The 16,104-nt window shown below is 42.9% G+C and carries 17 protein-coding genes; 11 read left to right on the top strand and 6 right to left on the bottom strand.

Annotation, left to right across the window (positions count from 1 at the left end; all coding sequences use genetic code 11):
* Positions 1 to 10 precede the first annotated feature (10 nt).
* Together der and EGC80_RS20710 are read left to right on the top strand one after the other, a co-directional pair.
* On the top strand, positions 11 to 1,477 hold the full coding sequence (der, locus tag EGC80_RS20715) for a ribosome biogenesis GTPase Der (protein WP_101032395.1): 1,467 nt from the start codon (positions 11 to 13) through the stop codon (positions 1,475 to 1,477).
* A 175-nt stretch (positions 1,478 to 1,652) separates the two neighbouring features.
* Positions 1,653 to 1,862, top strand: coding sequence for a DUF3565 domain-containing protein (locus tag EGC80_RS20710; protein ID WP_124011988.1), 210 nt, complete (start codon positions 1,653 to 1,655; stop codon positions 1,860 to 1,862).
* A 16-nt stretch (positions 1,863 to 1,878) separates the two neighbouring features.
* Here EGC80_RS20710 and EGC80_RS20705 read toward each other — a convergent pair whose 3' ends face one another.
* Complete coding sequence (locus EGC80_RS20705; RefSeq protein WP_124011987.1) at positions 1,879 to 2,280, bottom strand: hypothetical protein; 402 nt, start codon at positions 2,278 to 2,280, stop codon at positions 1,879 to 1,881.
* Between the two features lie 137 nt (positions 2,281 to 2,417).
* On the opposite strand from EGC80_RS20705, the gene EGC80_RS20700 reads away from it, so the two are divergent.
* The 7 genes from EGC80_RS20700 (at position 2,418) to EGC80_RS20670 (ending at position 8,352) form a co-directional block, all read left to right on the top strand.
* Positions 2,418 to 2,984, top strand: coding sequence for a cytochrome b/b6 domain-containing protein (locus EGC80_RS20700; protein WP_124011986.1), 567 nt, complete (start codon positions 2,418 to 2,420; stop codon positions 2,982 to 2,984).
* Between the two features lie 214 nt (positions 2,985 to 3,198).
* A complete protein-coding gene (locus EGC80_RS20695) occupies positions 3,199 to 3,711 on the top strand; it encodes a TlpA disulfide reductase family protein (RefSeq protein WP_232772063.1) in 513 nt (170 codons plus the stop codon).
* Between the two features lie 4 nt (positions 3,712 to 3,715).
* A complete protein-coding gene (locus tag EGC80_RS20690; protein ID WP_164839513.1) occupies positions 3,716 to 3,955 on the top strand; it encodes a DUF4266 domain-containing protein in 240 nt (79 codons plus the stop codon).
* Entirely contained in the window at positions 3,946 to 5,253 is a 1,308-nt protein-coding gene (locus tag EGC80_RS20685) for a DUF3570 domain-containing protein (RefSeq protein ID WP_124011984.1), read from the top strand. Before EGC80_RS20690 ends, EGC80_RS20685 begins: the two co-directional genes overlap by 10 nt.
* A gap of 77 nt (positions 5,254 to 5,330) precedes the next feature.
* A complete protein-coding gene (locus tag EGC80_RS20680) occupies positions 5,331 to 6,206 on the top strand; it encodes an FAD:protein FMN transferase (protein WP_124012144.1) in 876 nt (291 codons plus the stop codon).
* 16 nt (positions 6,207 to 6,222) lie between these two features.
* Positions 6,223 to 6,882, top strand: a complete 660-nt coding sequence (locus tag EGC80_RS20675) for a response regulator (RefSeq protein ID WP_124011983.1) — start codon at positions 6,223 to 6,225, stop codon at positions 6,880 to 6,882.
* A 93-nt stretch (positions 6,883 to 6,975) separates the two neighbouring features.
* The gene (locus EGC80_RS20670; RefSeq protein ID WP_325049218.1) at positions 6,976 to 8,352 is read left to right on the top strand and encodes an ATP-binding protein; all 1,377 of its coding nucleotides are present in this window, start codon (positions 6,976 to 6,978) and stop codon (positions 8,350 to 8,352) included.
* Between the two features lie 90 nt (positions 8,353 to 8,442).
* Here EGC80_RS20670 and EGC80_RS20665 read toward each other — a convergent pair whose 3' ends face one another.
* From EGC80_RS20665 to EGC80_RS20650, 4 genes are all read right to left on the bottom strand, one after another.
* The gene (locus EGC80_RS20665) at positions 8,443 to 9,945 is read right to left on the bottom strand and encodes a DUF3300 domain-containing protein (protein ID WP_124011981.1); all 1,503 of its coding nucleotides are present in this window, start codon (positions 9,943 to 9,945) and stop codon (positions 8,443 to 8,445) included.
* Positions 9,946 to 10,073: 128 nt separating this feature from the next.
* Positions 10,074 to 11,402 (bottom strand): ATP-binding protein, encoded by a 1,329-nt coding sequence (locus EGC80_RS20660; RefSeq protein WP_124011980.1) that lies wholly within the window; start codon positions 11,400 to 11,402, stop codon positions 10,074 to 10,076.
* A complete protein-coding gene (locus tag EGC80_RS20655) occupies positions 11,395 to 12,078 on the bottom strand; it encodes a response regulator transcription factor (protein WP_124011979.1) in 684 nt (227 codons plus the stop codon). The genes EGC80_RS20660 and EGC80_RS20655 overlap by 8 nt, the downstream gene beginning before the upstream one ends.
* A gap of 3 nt (positions 12,079 to 12,081) precedes the next feature.
* Positions 12,082 to 12,435 carry a PepSY domain-containing protein gene (locus EGC80_RS20650; RefSeq protein WP_233768558.1) on the bottom strand — a complete coding sequence of 118 codons (354 nt, stop codon included), beginning with the start codon at positions 12,433 to 12,435 and terminating at the stop codon, positions 12,082 to 12,084.
* Between the two features lie 341 nt (positions 12,436 to 12,776).
* Between EGC80_RS20650 and EGC80_RS20645 the strand changes: the two genes are divergently transcribed.
* Both EGC80_RS20645 and EGC80_RS20640 read left to right on the top strand, forming a co-directional pair.
* Positions 12,777 to 13,655, top strand: coding sequence for a choice-of-anchor H family protein (locus EGC80_RS20645; protein WP_164839512.1), 879 nt, complete (start codon positions 12,777 to 12,779; stop codon positions 13,653 to 13,655).
* A 127-nt stretch (positions 13,656 to 13,782) separates the two neighbouring features.
* Positions 13,783 to 14,457, top strand: coding sequence for an OmpA family protein (locus EGC80_RS20640; RefSeq protein ID WP_124011977.1), 675 nt, complete (start codon positions 13,783 to 13,785; stop codon positions 14,455 to 14,457).
* 230 nt (positions 14,458 to 14,687) lie between these two features.
* Here EGC80_RS20640 and xseA read toward each other — a convergent pair whose 3' ends face one another.
* Positions 14,688 to 16,016, bottom strand: coding sequence for an exodeoxyribonuclease VII large subunit (xseA, locus tag EGC80_RS20635; protein ID WP_124011976.1), 1,329 nt, complete (start codon positions 16,014 to 16,016; stop codon positions 14,688 to 14,690).
* Between the last annotated feature and the right edge of the window lie 88 nt (positions 16,017 to 16,104).

Here is a 16,104-nt window from a genome sequence, read left to right as displayed (position 1 = left end):
AGGCAAAATCATGATCCCTGTTGTGGCCCTTGTTGGGCGACCGAATGTCGGCAAATCGACATTATTTAACCGTCTTACTCGTACTCGTGATGCGTTAGTCGCTGATTTCCCTGGCTTAACACGTGACCGTAAATACGGCCGTGCATTTTTAGCTGGCTACGAGTTTATCGTTGTTGATACTGGCGGTATTGATGGCACTGAAGAGGGGATCGAAACTAAAATGGCTGAACAGTCATTGGCTGCGATCGAAGAAGCCGATGTTGTATTATTTATGACCGATGCCCGTTCCGGTCTTACCGCTGCTGATTTAGCGATTGCTCAGCATTTACGTAGCCGCGACAAGGTGACCTTTGTTGTTGCCAACAAAGTTGATGGTATTGATGCTGATTCAGCTTGTGGTGAGTTTTGGTCTCTTGGTTTAGGCGAAGTATATCAAATGGCTGCGGCACAAGGCCGTGGTGTCACCAACATGATCGACTATGCGTTAACGCCTTATGCTGAAGCTATGGGTATTGTTCGTGAATTAGACGAAGAAGGCGAACAAGTTGAGCGTGAATATACTGAAGAAGAAGCTGAAGCGGAACAAGAACGCCTACAAAACTTACCGATTAAGCTTGCCATTATTGGTAAGCCTAACGTAGGTAAATCAACGTTGATCAACCGTATTTTAGGTGAAGAGCGTGTCGTAGTTTATGACGAACCCGGAACCACCCGTGACAGTATTTATATTCCAATGTCGCGTGAAGGTAGAGAGTACGTGTTAATTGATACAGCAGGTGTTCGTCGCCGCAGTAAAGTCAATGAAGTTATCGAGAAATTCTCGGTGATTAAAACCTTAAAAGCGGTTGAAGATGCTAACGTAGTATTGTTAGTGATCGATGCGCGTGAAGGGATTGCAGAGCAAGATCTGGGTTTATTAGGCTTTACCTTAAACGCAGGTCGTGCATTGGTTATTGCCATAAACAAGTGGGATGGTATTGATCAAAAAATCAAAGACCGTGTTAAAAGTGAACTTGATCGCCGTTTAGGCTTTATCGATTTTGCGCGTATCCACTTTATTTCGGCGTTACATGGCACCGGTGTTGGCCATTTATATGAGTCAATTGAAGAAGCATACGACAGTGCGACACGTCGTGTGAGTACTTCAATGCTAACTCGCGTTATGCAAATGTCTCAAGATGATCACCAGCCACCATTGGTTAATGGTCGCCGTGTGAAATTGAAATATGCTCACGCTGGCGGTTATAACCCTCCGATTGTTGTTATCCACGGTAACCAAGTTAAGAAGCTACCTGATTCGTATAAGCGTTATATGATGAATTACTTCCGTCGTTCATTAAAAGTTGTCGGTACGCCCATTCAGTTACGTTTCCATGAGGGTGCTAACCCGTTTGAAGGTAAAACGGTGAAATTAACCGTAGGTCAAGAGCGTCGTCGTAAGCGTGCAATGAGCCATATTCGCGATCGTACTAAATAACCCGCGCTAAGGTTAAGTAATCTAGCATGTAGTTAAGTTATTTATTGCTCAAAAAGCCTGACTCGTTCAGGCTTTTTTGTGGGTGTTATCGACATGGTATGGGCTATTTATTGAGCCAGCAGAAATATAATCCATTGTGTCGCAATGTAATACATTAACCATTGGGCTAACCAATATGCAGCAAAAAATTATCGGTTATCATTTGGATGAAGAGCATCATTGGGTGGCAGAATTGGACTGCGGCCATTTTCAACATGTGCGCCATAATCCGCCGTGGACCGTTCGCCTGAGGGTAACAACTGTTGCCGGTCGGCAACAGAAATTGGGTATGGTTCTCAGTTGCAAAAAATGCGATGTCGCGGCACCGCCAGATAGTATCGGCTAAATTAAGTTTGCTTAGCTTAAGACGTTAAATCAGCAGTGGCTCGGCAAAACCATAAATAAGCGGCTATGTAAGCACATATAATACTGTCCATTATCATTGATAACCAAAAGCCATCGACAAAAGATTGATTGGCATTGCTCAATACTAGGCTAATAAAAAACAGCTTTTCAATTAGCGCAATGCAAAACAGTGGTTTTATCCAAGTTGAACGGACCATGGCAATAAAAAAACTGCATCCGAGCATTAATACCATAAATCCCCAATGCTGAATAAATATCGTATTGTCGACCACATAGGTTAGTTGGTTAAGATTTTCGACGGCCCATTGAGGAAACAAAGTATAAAGTCCACCTAATGAGGTTCCAAGACCTGCAAGGAATAATGCCGCTTGTCGGCTTTGGTTAAAAATATGCGTCACCTGTGACTCCCTTCAATGTTCTTTTTTCGCAATAATGTCATGTTTTAGTTTATCTTTCGATTAATGCCATTCATAAGTGATTGTTAAGATTTGGACGTTATAATGGCGCCATCATCATAATCCTATCGAGGTTTTCCATGCAAACACAGACTACTTATCCACTGCTACACCGTTTACTCCATTGGGGACTAGCCTTGACCATGATGGTCATGTTGTTAACCATATTATTGAGGCTTGGCTGGATGGAGAAAAACCACATGGCCGCCATTATTCATCAAGGCCTAGCCAAAATAGATCTTATTATTACGGATAGCCAATCGGTGAGCATTGCTAAAAGTATTCGCGGAGTGATGTTCCAATGGCATATTTACTTTGGTTATGCAGTGGGCGTATTTTTGCTGGCTCGTTTTGTTTATATGGCTAAATTTGGTCTGCACTATCCATCACCTTTCTCGCGCCAAGCGACCACAAAACAAAAGTTTCAAGCATGGGTGTATTGGGTATTTTATGCAGGTGTTGCGCTATCTGTGATCCTCGGCCTGTTGCTCAAGTTTGGCCCTGAAGCGATAGAAGATCAGGTTGAAACAATTCACAAGCTAGCACTTTGGTATTTTGTTCCTTTTATTGGTTTACATTTAGCGGGGATTTTAGTGGCTGAGTCGGGAAACGATAAAGGCCTAGTGTCTAAAATGATTGGTGGCTAGTATTAGTGCCTGTTGATCGTTAACGATCCATGTTGCAGTAGTTTGTAGTGATGTTATCAAGGCGGGGCTTATGACCTGCAGTTGTTCTACGTCAATAATCATAACCTAATAGAAAGAAGCCACAAAAGCTGCCCATAAGATATGTTGCCATTGCTTAAGTAAATCTTAAGATTGGTAGCCTATGTTGTGGGCAATCTGTTCATTAGGTGAAAATATGATGTCAATTGGGTTATTTTCTCATTTTCGTAAAATCAAGTTTATAGCGTTAAGTTTAGCTGTAGGGTTAGGTGTTAACACCCAAACTCAAGCGGCTCCCTCATTAGAACACAATGTATTGAATCAACAAGGCGCAAGCGTTAGTTTGCAAGAGTTTGCTGGCAAAGTGGTTTATGTCGATTTTTGGGCATCATGGTGTGGCCCATGCCGTAAATCATTTCCTTGGATGAATGCAATGCAGGCTAAATATCAACAGCAAGGTTTAGAGGTGGTAGCGATTAATCTTGATGTTGATAGCGCATTAGCTCATGAGTTTTTGAGTAAGCTGCCGGCACAATTTAATCTTCGTTTTGATCCAGAGGGTGATGTTGCGCACGCCTTTGAATTACAAGGTATGCCAAGTAGCTTTTTGTTTAATCGCAAAGGTGAATTAGTGCAAAGCCACGTGGGATTTTATCAACAAAATATTCCCGCATATGAACAAGAAATCCAAATGTTGTTACAGGAGTAATCATATGACAAAACCGTGGTGTCAACAATTAGCCAAGACAGTTGCTGTTATCGCTGTCGTGAGCAGCCTGGTAGGGTGTTCGAGCCTAGGTGTACAACCTTGGGAGAAAGATCAATTAGCCCGTGCAGACATGGCCTTAAACAGCGAAAAGCTCGATCTCGCGTTAGATGATCATATTTATTTTAGTAAAGAAGGCACCAGTGGTGGTCGTTCATTAGCTGGCGGAGGTTGTGGATGCAACTAACATCTAAGCAAAGTATTGCCAGTGCATTGGCGTTAGCAAGTTGTAGTTTATTGAGCCAACAGGTCAGTGCTGCAGATTCGGCAGAGTCTGGTGCTGTGAATGATGATTGGAAAGTCGACGCCGCCATTATGTATTATGGTGAGCAAGATAGAGTTCAAGCTGCTGAAGCGATTGGTAATGTGCAAAAAGCGTTTGGTGACAGTTCGCTATTGGACATGAAAATTGTGGTCGACAGTTTGACCGGCGCATCCGCCTCAGGTGCGGTTGCACAAAGCGAAAGCCAAACCTTTACTCGTCCATCTGGTGACGGCCAATATACCGTTGCCACAGGTGATACACCGCTTGATGATACTTTTCATGATACTCGTGTTCAGCTGAGTGCGAATTGGCAAGAAGTGATTAATCAAGATTGGACCGGTAATATAGGCGTTTATGGCTCCAAAGAGTTCGATTACCTATCGATGGGCATTAACGGTGGCCTTGAGCGTAGCTTTAATAAAAATAACACCACGTTGTCGTTATCGGGTGCATTTACCAATGATGTGGTTGATCCTGTCGGTGGACGCCCAGTGGCAATGTCAGAAATGGTGTTTCGTGGTGATTATGGCAACGATGCCGATTATCAAGCCGCCTTTGATCAAACGCGTTTAGCGGGCGATGATACCAAACAAACTAGCGATATCATGTTTGGCGTGACACAGATTATTAATCGTAATTGGTTGATGCAGGCTAACTACGGTTTATCCAGTGTGTCAGGTTACATGACTGACCCGTATAAAATTCTCAGTGAAGTCGATATCAACGGTAAAACCCAAGCTTACCGCTACGAGAATCGTCCTGACTCACGTCTTAAGCACAGTGTGTTTTTACTCACTAAAGGCGCCTTGGATTCTGGTGTAGTCGATTTTTCATATCGTTATAGTACGGATGATTGGGATATTCAGTCACAGACTTTAGAAACTCATTATCGATACTATTTTAGTCCAAGCATGTACGGACAATTGCATTTGCGTTATTACCAGCAGCAAGCGGCTGAGTTTTATCAACCCTTTTTGATGAGCGGCGATGCCATACCTGAGTATGCCAGTGCTGATTATCGTATTGGTGATATGACGGCTTATACTATTGGGCTTAAGTTCGGTCAGCGTTTATCGGGTGGCCATGAATTAAGTTATCGTCTTGAGTATTATCAGCAAAATCCTGAAAATAATGGCACAGAGATACCTGGTCAGTTGCAAAATTACGATTTATTCCCTGCGGTGAAAGCAATCATAGCCCAAGTGAGTTATTCGTTTTAAGATGAGAGTATCATCAATAAACAGAGTGATTTAACTTGCTTAAACCACTAACTAAAGTGTCAAAAGCCCCAACTGTGATGAGCTTACAGCCTCGTCCTTGGGGCTTTTTAGGTTCATTTAACGCCATGGCAAGTCCGTGTGAATTGTTAATGGCGGTTAATGACGAGCACATTGCTAGGCAAATGCTAAATCTCGCTTATGATGAGGCAAAGCGTATCGAACATAAATTTAGTCGTTTTATTGAGGGTAATATGGTGTGGCAGTTAAACCATGCTCAAGGTGAAACGACACCGATTGATGCCGAAACGCTTCATTTATTAACGTTCGCTCAGCAATGTTTTCAATTAAGTGAGGCGGCGTTTGATATTAGTGCTTGCCCATTAATGGCATTATGGCGCTTTGACGGCAGCCATCGTGTGCCTAGCCAAACTGATATCGATGATGCCTTGCATCATGTCGGTTTTGCTCATATTGAATTGACTGATACGACGGTTTTTATGCCTGCAGGTATGAGTGTCGACTTTGGCGGTATTGGCAAAGAATATGCGGTCGATCGCACCGCGCAATTATTGGCTCAACGTTGGCCAAAAACGTCGGTGCTAGTCAATTTTGGTGGTGATATTGCTTGCCCTATTAGCAAGGATGATGGCTGGCAAGTGGGCATTGAAAATCCGCAGAAGCTCGATAACGCTGCAGCATTATTAACCATTCGCCAAGGTGCATTAGCCACCAGTGGCCATACCCGTCGCTATATTGAGATTGCTGGTAAGCGTTATGGACATATTATTAATCCTAACAATGGTTACCCGGTTGAACAGGCGCCATTATCTGTCACAGTGCTGGCGCCCAATTGTGTCATGGCGGGAATGTTAGCCACCATGTCGATGCTAAAAGGACCTGATGCTGAAGCCTTTTTACAGCAACAAGGTGTCGATTTTAAGGTGTTTCGGTAAATAATAAGGACAATCAATGCGGGTATTGTTAGTTGAGGATAATAGGCTGTTAGCGCAAGGCTTAATGATGGGCGTTGCCAAAGAGGGTATTCAAGTCGATCATTTACCGTCCTATAAGCAGGCGCAGGTAGCGTTAGAGAATGAAGATTTTAGTGCGATTATTTTGGATCTTGGTTTGCCCGATGGTAATGGTGCTGATTTATTAAAATTGTGGCGTAGAAACGGTATTTCATTACCGATTATTGTGTTGACCGCCAACACGGATTTTGACACGCGCTTGATGTGTTTAGACATTGGCGCTGATGATTATTTAAGTAAGCCCTTTGATATAAGGGAATTAATTGCCAGGCTCAAAGCGATCATTCGTCGTCAGCATGGTTTAGATCATAATCAATTCAGTTATGGGGCGTTAGCGATTGATTTTACCCGCTGTGAAGTGCATTTTCGTGATCAATTAATTTCATTGTCTCGGCGTGAATATCAACTCTTGTTAGAGTTTGCTCAGTCAGCTGGGAGAGTGTTAACTCGCAGTCAACTCGAACAATTAACGTATGGCTGGGATGAGGTGGGCAGCAACTCGATTGAAGTCCATATTCATCATCTACGTAAAAAAACGGCCACTGAATTGATTAAAACCGTGCGCGGGATTGGTTACATTTTAACGGAAATTGTATAATTTACACGTTAAGCTAAACCATTAAAAATAGTAAGATTATGTCAATATCATAAGGATGTTATGTTTTCGCTGCGACTATTATCAAGCTTGCTTATGTTGGTAGGTATTATATTAACCGTCACATTTTCGAGTCTATTAAGCACGCGAGATTCTATCTATGAAGTGGAAGAATTATTTGACGCGCAAATGGTTCAAACAGCCAAAATGCTTGAACAGTTTTATGTAGATCAGCTGACCGAAGAGCAACTGGCACAACTGATCTCCGCGCCAATCTTGTTTCATGTCGATGATTCCAATATCGAAACCTTTGCAGATCAAACTAACCCTGAAACATTATCCTATGAACATAAGCTCTCATTTCAATTATTGTCTGCAACGGGGGCGTTGCTGGCTTATTCTGATAGTTCAGGTAAACAGCTACTGACAGGCTTTACCCCAGGTTATGCCATCAAAATTATTCAAGGCGATAAATGGCATGTTTACAGTCTGTTCTCTAAACCTAATCAAGTATGGATAGTTACAGCGCAACGGGATGATGTTCGCCAAGAGTTAGTATCATTAATCATCAGTAACACTTGGCGATCGCCATTAATCATTACCCCCATCATAATGTTTTTTATGTTGCTGCTAACCTATTATTTATTTAAACCGGTGAAGTTATTAGAGCGCCATATAGATAATCGTGCGGTTCAAGATCTCACCCCCATTGATATCAAATTACCGAAGGAATTAATTTCAACGCAATATGCATTAAACAGCTACTTATTACGCATTGCTGACACCATGATCCGTGAACGCCGTTTTAGCGCAGATGCTGCCCACGAATTAAAAACCCCTTTGGCGATTATTAAATTGCACAGTGATGGATTACGTGATGTGTTAACGGGGGCCGACGATGCAGTACAGCAAGAGGCTTTGCCTTATATTCAGGCCATGAGCGAAGGCGTTAATCGTATAAGCCATACCGTGGAGCAACTGTTGCTGTTGTCGCGTGTTGATGCCATTGAGGCGTTAAATATAACCGATTGTAAGCTGCAAAATATTATGGAGAACGTGATTAATCAGCTATTACACGTGATTGCTGATTACGAATGGCATATCGTTATTCCCCCCGAGATGACCATTAATGCCGATCAATTTTACCTCGAATTGGTACTGAAAAACATCATCGAAAACGCCTGCAAATACAGCCCTCTAGAATCATTAATTGCCATTAAGGTTTCTGAAGATGATCAGCAGACGATGGTTTGTGTGATGGATCAAGGTCGCGGTATGTCTGATGAAGAAATCAATTTAGCAAAAAACCGATTTTATCGTGTTGATGAAAATGCCTCACAAGGAGCCGGTTTAGGCTTGTTTATTTGCCAGCATATTATCAGTTTGCATCATGGTGAGCTAACCTTTAATCGGGTAGAACCTCATGGACTAAATGTGTGCATTGTATTACCGCACGCTCACACTCAGGTTTAACCTGAGTCTCCTCTGCCGCACTGATTCACTCAAAAAACAACATGAGAGGGGGATACTACTCATGCTGTTTTTTCGCGAGTGTTTATTGACCTACTGTCTTTCTCTTGAGTGTTTACTGTCCTTTGATTGGCTTGCATGGCGTGATGATGAATTATCTCGTTGCTGACTCTTCGAGCGTGAAGCGTGTTGAGGCGCCGCTCTCGTTGTTGAACGATCTTGCTGGCTTTGCGGTTCGCTTCTGCGTGTTTGTTTAGCTTGCTTTTGCTGATGGCGCATGGCGTTAACTTGTGGCTGACGCGCTTTTTCAACTCGGGTATTACGTTGAGCTTGTTGTAATGCTTGAGTGCGTGGTTTATTTGTCACATTAGCCACGGGTTTCGCATTATATTTACGGGCTGTTTGAGTCACGTCGCGTTGACGGCTGTAGTGGGATTTTGTTGGCTCGCCTTTACGATCAAACGATTTACCCTGTGCCGTCGGGCGCTGCTGACTTAACTCGCGCTTTAGCTGAGTACTTCTGTGTTCAAGTGGCTCATTACGGTTAACGCCTCTTACCGCTAAGTTATGGCTACGCTGGTCCTGTTTGCTATTATGGTTTATCTGTTTACGCTGATCGTTAACCTTGGTTGAGTAATGACGAGACTCATTAGCTCGCTGACGTTTAGGCTCATGAGAATAACTTACTTTCTGGTTATGTTTTTCATAATGGCCATTGTAACGTTTGCTGATCACTTGGCTGCGATAGGCGACGCCTTTGCGATGCTTAGGCTTATGTTGCCAATGCTGTGCACCATGGCTGTAGGTTATTTTACGTGGTGTGTAGTAACGATAGTGTGGACGCACTGGTACCGCAATCACGCGGCGGTCATGCCAATGAAAGCTACTAAAAAAGAAGTTAAAACTAATCCGCACTCCGCTGTCCCAAAAAATGGCACTGTGGTTAGGGCGATAATTCACATATGCAGGCGCATGCCAATAAACGGGTGGGTAACGGTTCCAGCGCCAGTTGCCGTAAACAATACGGCTATCGTAATAAGGCACATACACAATTTCTGGGCGAGCCGATTCAATAATGATCCGGCGCTCAACCCGCGAGACTTTCACTTGCTCAAGGTCAGCCAAGTTATTGGCTTCATCAGCTTGCTGTCTTAGGGATTGAATGGTGTCTAACATGCGGCCTTCATCTTGTAAAAAGGCATCGCCAATGTTTTGTGTCCAAGCTAAATCATCATTTAAACGTTGTAATACATTTGGAAATGCCACCAAGGCTTTGACGCTTGGGTCCCAGTCTTGCGACTCTACGTCGGTCATGATTTGGTTAGTGTCGCGATCACCTTGGTTTGATGACCAACGCTTAGCTTGCACTATTTCTAACGGATAGGTTGACGCAATTAAGATGTGGGTTAATAAGCTGTCTGGATATAGCGCAATGGGCGCGAGCATTTGAGCCAACTCTGCATCACTGACCACACCCTCTTCGGCGGGGTAAGTGTATGTATTGGTTGGCTGCGCCGCTTGCACACTCGTTAATGGCATAAAGACCAACACTAAGGCAAGTAGCGCCTGAGCGGGTGCGTGAATGGCTTTTTTCATGTTATCTCCAGTGTCATTGATGACTGTTAACTCGATAATAACGGCTTGAAGATGAACATAAGCTGAAAGCGGATAATTGAAATTCACAGAGTGGGTAGTTAATTTACCGCGCAGCCTAAAGCCGATTTTTACTGTTCAAAGGTAAACTCGAACTTGGCCCCCTGTAATGACGCTGATTGACCGACGGTTAAGTTGCCATGGTAACTGTCGACAAGATCTCTGACGATGGCCAGTCCGATCCCGTGACCTTGGGCATAAGTGTCTGCACGGATCCCACGCTCAAAAATATGTTGCTGTTTTTCTTCAGGAATACCCTCACCATCATCTTCAATGGTCATCCACAGCTGATTGTCTTGCTGTTTAAGGGTGAGTGTTACCCTTGTTTTAGCGGCTTTACAGGCATTGTCGAGCACATTGCCGAGCATTTCGGTTAAGTCTGCTTCATCGCCTTTAAAACGGGCTTGTTTGTTTGGATGATACTCGATGGTAAGATTTCGATGTTGGTAAATCTTACTTAACGTTCTGACTAACCTGACGGCAATGCTGTCAACACTGATCCCTATATGCCAACCGCTACCAGCGGCACTTTGTGCCCGCCTGAGTTGATAGGCAATAATCTGGTTGATGCGATTAATTTGTTCGAGTGATGCTTCGCTTAAATCGGCTTGGGTTTGAATGACCGCTAAAGGTGTTTTTAAACTGTGGGCTAAATCAGCTAAGGCATTACGGTAGCGTTTACGTTGATTTTGTTCGGTTTGTAATAAGGTGTTTAATTGTTTGGCTACTTTTTGCAGTTCCACAGGGTAGTGGGTGCTCAGCTGCATCGACGTGCCTTGTTCTACTGCAGTGAGTTCTTGGCTAAACTGACCTAAAGGCTTTAGAGTCCACAATAACCAACTTAGCTGCACTATGACCAATAAGGCGGTTAAGATCAGTAACCAAGTCCACAAGGTATTGGAGAACTTTTGGATTTGTTGCAGGTATTCTTGTTTGTTTTTTATAATGTGCAGCGTCATGGTAAAGGGCTGTTCGCTAGTGGCAAAACTGACGCTAAAACTATATATCAACAGAGGTTTATCATTAATCATTATCGAGTCGAACGTGCTTCTGCCCGTCGCGGGTTTAGGCAAGTTAATGGGTGTGTTGAGACCGAGAAATGAATTGGAAGTCCACAGTAATTGATTGTCTTTGGTGGTGATCAACGCATAAAGGCCAGAACCAATCACATTGAACTGATTTTCAAGTAAATGTGACGGCATTTGTAACTCATTATCTTCCACTTCTGCCATGGCTAAAACAGAGTAAACATACGCCTTTAACTGGTTTTTGGCGGCAACATTTACCTGTGTCTCAAAGGCATTGTTAAGGGTAATGCCAATAATGGGCAGCAACACCAAAATCAGCAATAAGGCACTGACAACAATGCGAACTTTAAGCGAACTCAGTAGGTTATGCATCTTGGTCTAATTGGCGCAGACGATAGCCTTGACCACGCAAGGTTTCAATCAATTGGTATTGATTATCTGGGTCGAGTTTTTTACGTAACCGACGAATGAAAACTTCAATCACGTTGGAGTCTAAATCAAAATCTTGATCATAAATATGTTCGATTAAACTGCTTTTTGAATGCACAGATCCCGGATGTAACATCAGATATTCAAACAACTTATATTCTGAGCCACTTAAATTAATCACTTGCAAGTGCTTTTTAATTTCAAAACTGCGGGTATTAATACTAAATGGCCCGTTGTGGATTACTGGGCTGGCTTTACCTGCCGAACGTCTAATTAAGGCATTAACACGGGCGACAAGTTCTTCTAGCTGAAAGGGTTTACTTAAGTAATCATCTGCGCCGGCATCTAAACCAACCACTTTATCTTGCCAACTGTCTCGAGCGGTTAAAATGATAATCGGGTAGCTGATGTTTTGCTGACGTAACAGGCTGATTAATGATAAGCCATCGAGCTTGGGTAAGCCTACGTCGATAATCGCCACATCATATTGATATTCTTGAGCCTGAAATAAACCTTCTTCACCATCACTGGCGACATCAACGGTATATTGCGCCTCGATAAGATGGCGTTTGATGTTATCTTGCAAAGCTAAATCGTCTTCGACGAGTAATAATCTCATGGGTTAGTTCCTTGTGACCGCGCCATTAGTAGCATCCACTGACACATAAAAAATCACCCCATCATTGGTGAGTAATTTAATCCGATAACCCGGGTGTCCATTGACGTTAGCTGATTGTACTTTTAACACTTTGCCCGAATAGCGACGTTGAGCTATCTGTACGGCTTGCCGGGCGCTAGTGACCACCAGATTATTATGTTGATTATTGTTCTGACGACTATTGTTGAGGCCGGGGGAGAAGTTAACGTCTGTGGAATAAGATAAAACAGAAGCGTAAGACGAAACTGAACACGTCAGTGAAAGTATCGCTAACATCAGGCTTAACATGATGGCATTTACGTTGAGCATACGCTGCATATTGTGATCCCTAATAACCTCATTGTTGCCAGTGTAAAAGATCTCTTTCGATATAGAAACATCTACTTAACGTAACCTAATTGAGAAAAGTCTCTACAAGTATAGATAAAGTTAAATTCTTGGATAATTTGCCAGTGCAGTATACGTTCCAGCAGATGAACATTAACTGAATGGTTTTTAGGTTATACCGAGCCTTAGCTGTATCGGTTTATGGTAGGGGCGTTAATCGGTCGGTGTTTTTCAAGGTAGTCAGCCTCGTTGTTATAATCAGCTTATGTTCAGCTTATGTTCATTTTGAGTAGGTTTTAATGGCCTTAATATCAAGACTGTGAGGAATGAACATGAAACATAATACTGCGAAAACAGCTAACGTATCGATACTGAATACCCAAGTGAAATGGGGGCTAAGTTTGTGTGTTGCCAGTGCGCTTTGGTTAAGTTCGCCAGCAGTACATGGCGCTGAGCGGTTATCTGAACAAGCTTTGGGTACATACAGTCAGGCAAGAGTCATTAATCTCCAAACACCCGAATATGAAGCCGATAAATTGGCTAGGGTGGATGCGTTGCATGAGCAAGCTAAGTTGTTAAGCAGCGCCGACAATGTGACTAAAAAAGTCACCCGTGAACAGGTGATGGCCAAAAATCAAAAAGTCGCTGCCACTGCAGCAAACCAACAACAGCGGGCATTAGCTCTGCAAAACCAAGTTGTTTACTACGATTTTTCATTCTATGCTGCCGATTCTCGCTTATATGATGACTACGATTACGATGGCTTTTATCAAACATTTAGTGTGACTTTTGATGCAGACATTAATAGCAGCTCGGGTGACATTCAGGCCGATGTATTTGCCGAATTATATTTAAGCCAAGATGGTGGACCGTGGATCCATTATTACTCGACGGATGTATTCACCTTAAATGCAGACGCTAGCAATGATGATTATGAAGTGCTTACGACATTGGCCAATGGTTATCAAACTGATCATTACGATGTATTGATCGATTTATATGAATTAGGTTATGCCGATCCTGTTGCGACAATCAGCAGTGATGAATCCAATGCACTATACGCTCTGCCACTTGAAAGCAGCGATCGTGATCTGGTTTATGTCGAAGAGGTGTATATCGAAACTGAACATTCAGGTGGGGCGTTGTCTTGGTTAAGTGTAGGCTTGCTTGCGGGATTTGCGAGATTGCGTCAACGTTCGATTAATAAATAATAACGTCAAGTTTAAGCTTATGTACGTTATGATAATTATATTATTACGTCATCTTTTTTTAATTTCATCATTTCTTGATTTTGGCAGTTTTTGCTTATTCATCAGGGATAAGTATTTAGGAGTGTGTATGTTAGTAAAGTTAAATGCATCATTGTTATGCAGTTCATTAATTGGTTCGGTGCTGTTGTTGTCAGGTTGCCAATTACCTAATCCTTATACAGGCGAATCAGAAAATTCTAAAGCCACTAATGGCGCCATGATTGGCGCCCTTTCAGGCGCTGTCATTGGTGTTCTGTCATCAAGCAAAAGCGACCGCGGTAAAGGTGCTTTGATTGGTGCAGCATCTGGTGCTGCCGTTGGTGGCGGTTTTGGATATTACATGGATGTGCAAGAAGCTGAGTTGCGTAAACAGTTAAAATCCACTGGCGTCAGTGTGACCCGCAACGGTGACACTATTGTATTGAATATGCCTAATGAAGTGACCTTTGGAGTTGATCAAACGGTATTAAGTGGACGGGCTAAATCAGTATTAAACAGTGTGGTATTAGTGGCAAAAGAATACGATGACACCCGCTTAAATGTGATTGGTTATACCGACAGCTCGGGTTCTGATTCTTACAATTTACGTTTATCACAAGTACGAGCAAGCGAAGTTGCGCAGTATCTTACCAGTCAAAAAGTCAGTGGCTCACGAGTGTCATCTACTGGCATGGGCGAATCAAGCCCGATCGCGAGTAATGCTTCCGAGCAAGGTCGCTCGCAAAATCGTCGCGTTGAAATTGTACTAACGCCAATGGGTTAATAACTATTAGTCAGTAGTCAGTCGATGAATAATAAGTATTCGGTTTATATCACTGAATACAAAAAGAGCACTAAGTGAGATAATCACTTAGTGCCCTTTTTTATGATTATGGCTGACGTTAGGCTGAACCGTGGTGCTATGTTTTGGCTTGCGATGGCTTGAGTTAGCAATTGACGTAGCGTAAGTCATCACCTCACTATTTGATAACCGTCACTTATCCCGAGTTGAGGTTATTTAACTACCGAGGCGATGTGACCTCGGGCAAGTTGGGTCTGAATTTCATCCCCAGATTTTACACTAGCGCCATCAAATAATACTTTGCCATTATTGTCTTTGGTAATCGAATAGCCACGACTTAATGTGGCTAACGGACTCACGGTATCAAGCTGATGTGCGGTGTTAGACAGCTTTTGTTCTGATTGGGTCAATTTGTGCTGTATCGCATCCATTAAGCGTGTATTGAGGTATGACAATCGATTAGTTTCCAGCTTTAGGGTATTAATGGGTGAACGCTGCTGTAAGCGATTATGTAATTGCTGGTGGCGTAAGGTTAAGCGACTGAGTTTATGCTGTAAGGTGTTTTCTAGGCGCATTTGCATTTCGTCAAAACGTTGTTCAAATTGCTGCAGTTTGCGTTGAGGTTCATGGCGTTGCAGTTGATGTGATAGCTGAGTTAATCGTCCATACTGCTGCAATTGGTAATGTTTCATGCCCTGTTGTAAACGCGATAATAATAGCGCTAACTTTTCTGCCTTATTGCCTTTATCTTTTGATAATAGTTCAGCGCCAGCAGAGGGGGTCGGTGCGCGAACATCGGCAACATAATCGCTGATAGTGGTATCAATTTCGTGTCCTACAGCGCTGATGACCGGCAGTGCACTGTTGTATATTGCATGGGCAAGATCTTGGTGATTAAAACACCATAAATCTTCTAATGACCCTCCTCCACGAGCCAGTAACAACACATCGACTTCCATGCGTTGATTAGCGGTGACAATAGCTTGGCAAATTAATTGATAAGCTGCTGCGCCCTGTACCTGAGTGGGGTAAACAATCACTTCGATAGAGGGATCTCGACGTGCTAATACATGTAAAATATCCCGCAGTGCAGCCCCCGTTGCCGACGTAATAACACCAATACGTTGAATATTGTCTGGGATAGGGCGTTTAGTTTCTAATGCAAATAAGCCTTCAGCGGCTAATTTTAGCTTTAATGCTTCAAATTCTTGTGCCAGTAATCCATCACCCGCTGGCTGCATGGACTCAAGCAGTAATTGATAGTCGCCACGGGGCTCGTAAACACTGATAGCACCTTTAACCAATATTTGCTGGCCATTAATAGGTTTAAAGCGTACCGATTGATTACGGCCTTTAAACATCGCACAGCGAATTTGTGAATGAGCGTCTTTTAAGGTGAGGTACCAATGGCCAGAGCTGGGTGACGAAAAGTTTGATATTTCACCGTTTAACCATATTTTACCGACTTGACCTTCAAGAATATGCTTAACTTCGCTATTCAATTGCGACACGCTGTAAACATTGTTTTTTGTGGCACTCATGAATATTCTCATTCTAACGTTAATAAAAATCTATTTTCCATTTACCAACTGCAATATGCAAGGTATAATCTCGCCGCAATATTTACCT

Source organism: Shewanella psychromarinicola (assembly GCF_003855155.1).
Classification (GTDB): Bacteria; Pseudomonadota; Gammaproteobacteria; order Enterobacterales; family Shewanellaceae; genus Shewanella; species Shewanella psychromarinicola.
This window is presented reverse-complemented; position numbering and strand designations above follow the sequence as displayed.